The 7,829-nt window shown below is 62.5% G+C and carries 6 protein-coding genes and 1 tRNA gene; 1 reads left to right on the forward strand and 6 read right to left on the reverse strand.

Annotated elements, in window-relative coordinates; translation table 11 throughout:
- Nucleotides 1-34 precede the first annotated feature (34 nt).
- Nucleotides 35-3,313, forward strand: a complete 3,279-nt coding sequence (locus OPU96_RS27965) for a sensor domain-containing protein (protein WP_498560123.1) — start codon at nt 35-37, stop codon at nt 3,311-3,313.
- A 3-nt stretch (nt 3,314-3,316) separates the two neighbouring features.
- Here the strand turns inward: OPU96_RS27965 and OPU96_RS27970 are convergent, their stop codons facing one another.
- From OPU96_RS27970 to OPU96_RS27995, 6 genes are all read right to left on the reverse strand, one after another.
- The gene (locus OPU96_RS27970) at nt 3,317-4,570 is read right to left on the reverse strand and encodes a hypothetical protein (protein WP_498560124.1); all 1,254 of its coding nucleotides are present in this window, start codon (nt 4,568-4,570) and stop codon (nt 3,317-3,319) included.
- A gap of 123 nt (nt 4,571-4,693) precedes the next feature.
- A complete protein-coding gene (locus tag OPU96_RS27975) occupies nt 4,694-5,653 on the reverse strand; it encodes a tRNA dihydrouridine synthase (protein ID WP_226455106.1) in 960 nt (319 codons plus the stop codon).
- A 55-nt stretch (nt 5,654-5,708) separates the two neighbouring features.
- Complete coding sequence (locus OPU96_RS27980; RefSeq protein ID WP_226455105.1) at nt 5,709-6,143, reverse strand: acyl-CoA thioesterase; 435 nt, start codon at nt 6,141-6,143, stop codon at nt 5,709-5,711.
- Nucleotides 6,144-6,181: 38 nt separating this feature from the next.
- Nucleotides 6,182-7,015, reverse strand: coding sequence for an alpha/beta fold hydrolase (locus OPU96_RS27985; protein ID WP_192296848.1), 834 nt, complete (start codon nt 7,013-7,015; stop codon nt 6,182-6,184).
- A 15-nt stretch (nt 7,016-7,030) separates the two neighbouring features.
- Nucleotides 7,031-7,570, reverse strand: a complete 540-nt coding sequence (locus OPU96_RS27990) for a TetR/AcrR family transcriptional regulator (RefSeq protein WP_192296849.1) — start codon at nt 7,568-7,570, stop codon at nt 7,031-7,033.
- Between the two features lie 182 nt (nt 7,571-7,752).
- Nucleotides 7,753-7,828 (reverse strand) — tRNA-Glu (locus OPU96_RS27995).
- Nucleotide 7,829: the final 1 nt, after the last annotated feature.

The following is a 7,829-nucleotide window of genomic DNA, read 5'->3' on the forward strand; positions in this document are numbered from 1 at the left end:
CGCCTTACGCCCATTGAGCCAAGGCCCTTTGATAATGCGCAATCCCGTCGATTCCGTGCCACCCCTGCCCCGCATTTACGCTCTGGACCCCCAAGAGGCGGAACAGAGCTGGGACAGCGCCCCGCAATTGCTGGCAGCCCTCAACGGTGCCCGGCTGGGGGCATGGTGCTGGGAAATCGACACCGGCAGGATCAGTTGGTCACGGGGGACCCAGGCGCTGTTCGGCTTCGACCCGCGCGCGCCACTGCCCAAAGACCTGGATTACCTCGACCTGCTCGCCCCGGCCGACCGCGCCAAGGTCGTGCGGGCCTTTCATGCGGTGCTGGCCGGCGAACCGTTCGAGCAGGCGATGCGCCACCGCATCCAGTGGCCCGACGGCAGCTATCACTGGCTGGAAATCAACGGCAGCCTGGCGCCGGACAAGACCGGGCGGCGTCGGATGATCGGGGTGATCCGTGAGATCACCCAGCAGCGTGAACGGGAAACCGCCCTCGGCCACTCCGAAAAGCGCTTCGCCACGCTGTTTCACCTATGCCCGAACATGGTGCTGCTGACCCGCCAGGCCGACGGCCTGATCAGTGAAGCCAACCAGTATTTCGAGATCCATTTCGGCTGGCCGGTCGCCGATGCCATCGGCCGCACCACCCTGGACCTGGGCCTGTGGCGCCACCCCGAGCAGCGCGCGCAGCTGGTCAAGGCTACTCAGCGCAAGGGCGAGCCGATCACCATGGAGGTGCAGTTTTGCGCCAGCAACGGCCAGATCCACGATGGCACCCTCAGCGCGCAAAAGGTCGAACTGGAGGGTGAGGCTTATCTGATCAGCACCTTTCTTGACACCACCGAGCGCAAAAACGCCGATCAGGCGCTCAAGGACAGCCAGGAACGCCTCGACCTGGCGCTCAATTCCGCGCAACTGGGCACCTGGGACTGGCACATTCCCACCGGCATGCTCTACGGCTCGGCTCGCGCCGCGCAACTGCACGGCCTGCCGCCCGAGCCGTTCCACGAGTCCTTCGACGCGTTTTTCGAAGGCATGCCCGATGAAGAACGCGACAACATGCGCAATGCCTATCGCACCCTGCGCGAAGGCCCGGCCGGCAACTACCAACTGACCTACCGCGTGCCCATGGAGGACGGCAGTTCGCGCTACCTTGAAAGCCGCGCGCGCCTCTACCGCGACGAAAAGGGCGCGCCATTGCGCATGGCCGGCACCCTGCTGGACATCACCGACCAGGTCGAACGCGAGCAACGCCTGAGCGCCTCCGAAGAGAAATTCGCCAGCCTGTTCCAGGCCAGCCCCGATCCGATCTGCGTCACCGGCCTGGACAGCGGCGTATTTATCGAAATCAACCCCGCGTTTACCCAGACCTTTGGCTGGACCGCGGCCGAAGTGCTCGACAAAAGTGCCGAGCAGATCGGCCTGTGGGACGACTCCAGCAAGCGCCTGCAACGCATCGAGCGGGTGATTCGCGAACAGTCATTGAACAATGTGGCCATCACCGCTCGCCACAAGGATGGGCGAAGCCTGACCTGCGTGATCGCCAGCCGGCTGATCAAGGTCGGCGACCAACCGTGCATCGTCACCACCTTGCGCGACATCACCCAGCAGCAACGCTCGGAAGCCGCGCTCAAGGCCAGCGAAGAGAAGTTCGCCAAGGCGTTCCATTCCAGCCCCGACGCCATTTCCATTACCGAGTGCGACACCGGTCGGTATGTCGAGGTCAACGATGGTTTTTGCCGCCTCACGGGTTACCGCGCGGAAGAAGCCATCGGGCTCACGCTGTATCAAATCGGCATCTGGGCTGATGAAAACCAACGCTCGGCGCTGCTGGCTGAATTGCAGATCAAGGGGCGCATCCACCACCTGGAAATGCTTTGGCACAACAAGCGCGGCGATGTGTTGGCGGTGGAAGTTTCGGTCGAGCCGATCACCCTGAACGAAACGCCGTGCCTGCTGCTGACCGCCCGCGATGTGAGCCTGTTGAAGAATGCCCAGGCGCAGATCCGCCACCTGGCCTACCATGACCCGCTGACCAACCTGCCCAACCGCGCCCTACTGATGGACCGCCTGAGCCAGCAGATCGCCCTGCTCAAGCGCCACAACCTGCGAGGCGCGCTGCTGTTCCTGGACCTGGACCACTTCAAGCACATCAACGATTCCCTTGGCCACCCGGTCGGCGACACTGTGCTGAAAATCGTCACCGCCCGCCTGGAAGCCAGCGTGCGCATGGAAGACACCGTGGCCCGCCTGGGCGGCGATGAGTTTGTGGTACTGCTCAGCGGCCTCGACGGCACGCGTTCGCAGGTCAGTACCCAGGTGCAGGAATTGGCCGACACCCTGCGTGAATTGCTCTCGGAGCCGATGTTCCTCGACGGCCACCGCCTGCAGGTCACCCCGAGCATTGGCGTAGCGTTGATCCCCGACCATGGCTCGACGCCGGCCGACCTGCTCAAGCGCGCCGACATCGCCCTGTACCGCGCCAAGGATTCGGGACGCAACACCACGCAGATGTTCCACAACAGCATGCAAAGAACCGCCAGCGAACGCCTGCGCATGGAAACCGACCTGCGCCTGGCCCTGTCACGCGGCGAATTCAGCGTGCACTACCAACCCCAGGTCGATGCACGCGGCAACCACATCATCGGCGCCGAAGCCCTGGTGCGCTGGCAGCACCCGCAACTGGGCGCGCAGTCCCCTGCCGAGTTCATCAAGGTGCTGGAGGACAGCGGGCTGATCCTGGAAGTCGGCACCTGGATTCTCGATGAAGCCTGCGGTGCATTTCAGCAATTGATCTCTGACGGCCTGGTGGACCCGTTGCGCTTCAGCCTGTGCGTGAATATCAGCCCCCGGCAGTTTCGCCAGAACGACTTCGTTGAACGCGTGGTGCACAGCCTCGATCAGCACGACCTGCCCTACAGCCTGCTGAAACTGGAGATTACCGAAGGCATCGTGATCCAGAACCTGGACGACACCGTGGCCAAGATGCGCCGCCTGAAAAAGCTCGGCGTGAGCTTCGCGATGGATGATTTCGGCACCGGCTATTCATCGCTGACCTACCTCAAGCGCCTGCCGGTGGACGCACTGAAGATCGACCAGTCGTTTGTGCGCGATGCGACTCACGACCCGAACGACGCGGAAATCATCCGCGCCATCGTGGCCATGGCTCGCAGCCTGAACCTGGAAGTGATTGCCGAGGGCGTGGAAACCCTGGAGCAGTTGGCGTTCCTGCAACGGTTGGGGTGCCATGTGTTTCAGGGGTATCTGCACAGTCGGCCGTTGCCGATTGAGGCGTTCAGGCGCTTGCTGGAATAGCTGTCACACCAACTTCAGCGCCCGCAAATAAGTCCCCTTCCATCGCGACGTCTGCAGAGTGTGCCGGCCCCCATAATAATCGAGCACGCCGCCAATCACCGTCATCGAGTGACCACCGTCAGACAGGGTGCCGATAGCGCCGGCAATCAACTCGTTCACATCGCTTTCGCGGATATAGGCGTACAACCCCAACCGACGCAGCGCCTGCCCGGGGTATTCACCGTCATTGAGGGTATCGATGGCAACGTCGAAACTCTGCCCGCCACGAAAGTCGTTGTTTTCCAACTGCGCGCGCCTGGCGCTCACGGCGAACAGGAAATAGGCATCCTCCAGCATTGCACAGTCGTTGCCGCGAAAGCCGGAAGCGGCCCTCGCCTTGCGCAATTGCTCATGGGTCAGCGTCAGCCTGAAACCATCACGCATAACGACTGCATAACCTTCGGCAGTGGCAGTGACCTCCCGAAAAATATCCGCGGGGCACTGCCCGAACCTCATCATAGCCGCCTTGATTGCCGACACCGTCACGCAGTTCCCCGGTGTCCCTTGGTAGAAACCACCCCAAATATCCAGGGGTCTTCGGCCCGCAAACACCTTCGGTGTGGGTGCGCCTCCCCGAGGCTTGTCGGCGAACAGCCTGTAACCATAGCGACTGCCTACCTGACGCGGTTTGCCGTTAGCGTGCCCAAGCCCGTCCACTACCAGCGCACTGCCAAAATTATGGGTCTCCATCACCGCCACTACGCCTTCGCCAACCATCCTGCTCGGCGGCACATACTGGGAAAGCCCATACACCCCCATACCCTGCAAGCACCGCAGAGTGGTTTCGCCCTGGAGTGACTTTGTCAGCGCCGCGTGAAAATTGGCGTAGCCACCGATCTGCTGCCTGCGCTTTACAAACACCGTCAACGCAAAGTTGGCGGCGCTGAGGGCTTGCGCATCATTGCCACTGAATTTGGACACCTGCGCGACTAGCTGCAGCTCTTCGTGCGTGATGCGAGCGTTGAACTCATCCTTCATCATCACGTCGTAGCCGTTTGCGGTAGGCGTCACTTGATTGAACATATCGGCAGGCGTGGGGCCAAGCGTCGCCATCATCATTTTGATGACGGCAGCATGGGTGCTTACGTCAAAGTGCTCACCAAAGCGCCGCTCGCCGACGTCGAAGGCGTTCACGACAGACTTTATGGCCTTTGATGCAGAGAGCGTCGACGGGGCAGTGAAGGCAAAGGTAGGGGATTTCAAGTTCGAAGCGTTCATGGGCGAAGATTCCTATGAGATATGCCCAGAAGTTCGTGGGATTTTGCCTTGCCCGGTTCCGGGGATCACGTTTCACAATAAGAAAAGGGCGCCGATGGCGCCCTTGCTGCAGATCTCTTCGCGTTATGCCGCCGCCGGATGGGGCATGCCCAACAGCCGGCTGACCTGCTCTAGATCGGTCTCTCGGCGCATCGCGGTGAACAGTTCAACCGCTTCAGGGTAGTTGCGCGTCAACATTGCCAGCCATTGTTTCAAACGGCCCGGCGCCTGGCGCTCGGTCAGCTGCGCCACCGATTGGGTCCAGAACTCCTGGAGCATGGGCTGCATCTGCGCCCAGGTCATCTCCACGACTTCTTCACCGGCCCGCGCTGCTGCAATCTGCCGCGCCAGGTCGGGACGCGCCACCAGGCCACGGCCGAGCATGATGTCTTCGGCGCCGCTGACTTCGCGGCAACGCTTCCAGTCTTCAACGCTCCAGATGTCGCCGTTGGCAAACACCGGCACCTTGACCACATCCTGCACGCGCGGAATCCACTCCCAGTGCGCCGGCGGCTTGTAGCCGTCGGTCTTGGTCCGCGCGTGCACCACGATATGCGCGGCGCCGCCTTCGGCCAGGGCCGTGGCGCAGACCAGGGCGCCATCCGGGCTGTCGAAACCCAGGCGCATCTTCGCGGTAACCGGGATGTGCGCGGGAACGGCGCGGCGTACGTGCTCGACGATCTGGTTGAGCAGCTCCGGCTCCTTGAGCAACACCGCGCCGCCACGGGACTTGTTGACCGTCTTGGCCGGGCAACCGAAGTTCAGGTCGATCACCTCGGAGCCCAACTCGGCAGCGAGCGCGGCGTTTTCCGCCAGGCACACCGGGTCGGAACCAAGCAACTGCACGCGCAGCGGCACGCCCGCCGCGGTGTGGGCACCGTGCAGCAGTTCGGGAGCAAGTTTGTGGAAATACGCCGGGGTGAGCAGGCGGTCGTTGACGCGGATGAATTCGGTCACGCACCAATCGATCCCACCCACGCGGGTCAACACGTCCCGCAGGATGTTGTCGACCAACCCCTCCATGGGCGCCAAAGCAATTTGCATGGAAAACACTCAACAAAAATCGTGGCGCAGTTTACTGGGTTTCCTGCGGCAACCGTTAACCCCCTGTCAGGGCGGGGCCATAACCGTCAAGAAACTCGGCGGGCATACGCTTGGGCTTGCCGCTGGACAGCTCGATGCAGACAAAGGTGGTGTGTGCCCTCAGCAGGGTCGCGCCGTCGCGGGGGCGGACCAATTGGAAGCGGCGGGTCATTTTCAGGCGCTGGTCCCAGTCGACGATCCAGGTGGCCAGTTGCAGTTCGTCGCCTTCGTAGCCGGCGGCAAGGTAATCGATCTCGTGGCGCACCACCGCCATGGCGCGATCCAGCCTGCGGTATTCGGTGAGGTCCAGGCCCAGGCGCTGGGAATGGCGCCAGGCGCAGCGTTCCAGCCAGGACACGTAAACGGCATTGTTGGCGTGGCCCAGGCCGTCGATGTCTTCGGCGCCGACCTGCAGGTCGATGATAAACGGCGTTGCCAGATCCCAGCCCATGCCTTGCTCCAGTCGATTGATCTCGGCCGGGCAGTGTATCAGGCGGTTTGCCGCGCCTGTAGACGGCGGCCGGCCAACAGCGCCAGCACCGCGTCGGTCACCCGGGGGTCGGCCAGGACTTTCTGATGGCCGCCCTGCTCCAGACGCAACAGGCGGCTGTCGAACCAGGCTTCGTGGATCGCCTGGGAGGCTTTGACGGGGACGAAGGTGTCGTCTTCGGCATGCACGATCAGGCCGGGGATGTTCATTTGGTAGTGGGCCACATCCAGATGCTTCAACGGCATGCCGAAGGTGTGTTCGACCTCCTGGATAAACGCCGAGCGGGCCCGCGCCGGCAGGCCGACCATCTGGGTGAACCCTCGAAGCACATCAAGGAATCGCGACGGCGCGGCAATGCTTACCAGCGCTTCGGTACGCAGCCCCAGTTGCACCGCCAGCATCGCGCTGGCGCCGCCCATGGAGTGACCAATCACGGCGTGCAGCGGCGGCAACTCGGCCGCCGCCTCCAGCATCGCGCGGGCGAACAGCAGCACATGGGCTTCACGCCCGGGCGAACGCCCGTGGGCGGGGCCGTCGAGGGCAATCACGGAATAACCGTCATTCACCAATGCGCTGATCAGGCTGGCGAACTGCGTGGGGCGCCCCTCCCAGCCATGCATCAACAGCACGGCGGGCCCTTGGCCCCAGCGCAACGCCGACAGGCCGAAACGCAGGGTGATGCGCTCTGATTGCGCCAGCAACGGCAACTCCCAGTCGCGTGGCGGCAGCTCGCGTGGCGTCATGAACGCACGTCGCATCTGGTTGGCCACGGTTTGCGGCGCCAGATGCCCCAGGGTGCCGTTGAAGCGACGAATCCAGGTCAGCGTGCCCATCCTTAGAACCCTCTTCTAGCGCACGGCCGACTTGGCGGCACGCAATACACGGTCAGACAATTCACCAGGGCCGAGGGCCCGCGCCAGGGCCAGGCCACCGATCATCAACGCCATGTCGGCCAAGGCCTTGTCGGTGTCTTCGGGGCTGGCGGCCAATTGGGCAGCCATCAGCTCACAGTGCTCGTTCAGCGCCTGGCGGAATTCATCCGGCAGGCGGCTCATTTCGCCGACGGTCGCCGGGATCGGACAGGCCTGAACGGTGGAATCGCGGTGTTTGCGCGACAGGTAAAACGCCGCCACAAGGCCTCGGCGCTCTTCACCGGTCAACAGCGCATCCATATCGTCAATGGCCGCACGACGCTTGGCCAGCAATTGAGTGAATGCCTCCAGCATCAGCGCGTCCTTGCTTTCGAAGTGCGCGTAAAAACCACCGACGGTGAGCCCCGCCGCCCCCATCACTTCACCGACACTCGGCTCGGCCGGGCCACGCTGGATCAACGCCGCGCTGGCCGCCTGCAAAATGCGTTCGCGGGTTTGTGCTTTTTTATCGCTCATCAAAGCCTCCGGTCTCATGGGTTGAATATTATTACCATAATAATATTTGGCAAGCGACCGACATGACCATTGGTCTGAAGAGGAAGTAGGAAGGGAGTAAGAGAATTGGCCAAACGCCAGACAAACAAAAGGGCCATTCAATAATTGAATGACCCTTAAAAATCCCGCAGAGCGGGTAATCGTGGCGTCCCCTAGGGGACTCGAACCCCTGTTACCGCCGTGAAAGGGCGGTGTCCTAGGCCACTAGACGAAGGGGACA

Source organism: Pseudomonas sp. RP-B7, from assembly GCF_059803535.1.

Bases quoted from the DNA above. Each gene is read 5' to 3' on its own strand.
- OPU96_RS27965 (WP_498560123.1), top strand. From the start codon at position 35: ATGCGCAATCCCGTCGATTCCGTGCCACCCCTGCCCCGCATTTACGCT.
- OPU96_RS27970 (WP_498560124.1), bottom strand. From the start codon at position 4,570: ATGAACGCTTCGAACTTGAAATCCCCTACCTTTGCCTTCACTGCCCCG.
- OPU96_RS27975 (WP_226455106.1), bottom strand. From the start codon at position 5,653: ATGCAAATTGCTTTGGCGCCCATGGAGGGGTTGGTCGACAACATCCTG.
- OPU96_RS27980 (WP_226455105.1), bottom strand. From the start codon at position 6,143: ATGGGCTGGGATCTGGCAACGCCGTTTATCATCGACCTGCAGGTCGGC.
- OPU96_RS27985 (WP_192296848.1), bottom strand. From the start codon at position 7,015: ATGGGCACGCTGACCTGGATTCGTCGCTTCAACGGCACCCTGGGGCAT.
- OPU96_RS27990 (WP_192296849.1), bottom strand. From the start codon at position 7,570: ATGAGCGATAAAAAAGCACAAACCCGCGAACGCATTTTGCAGGCGGCC.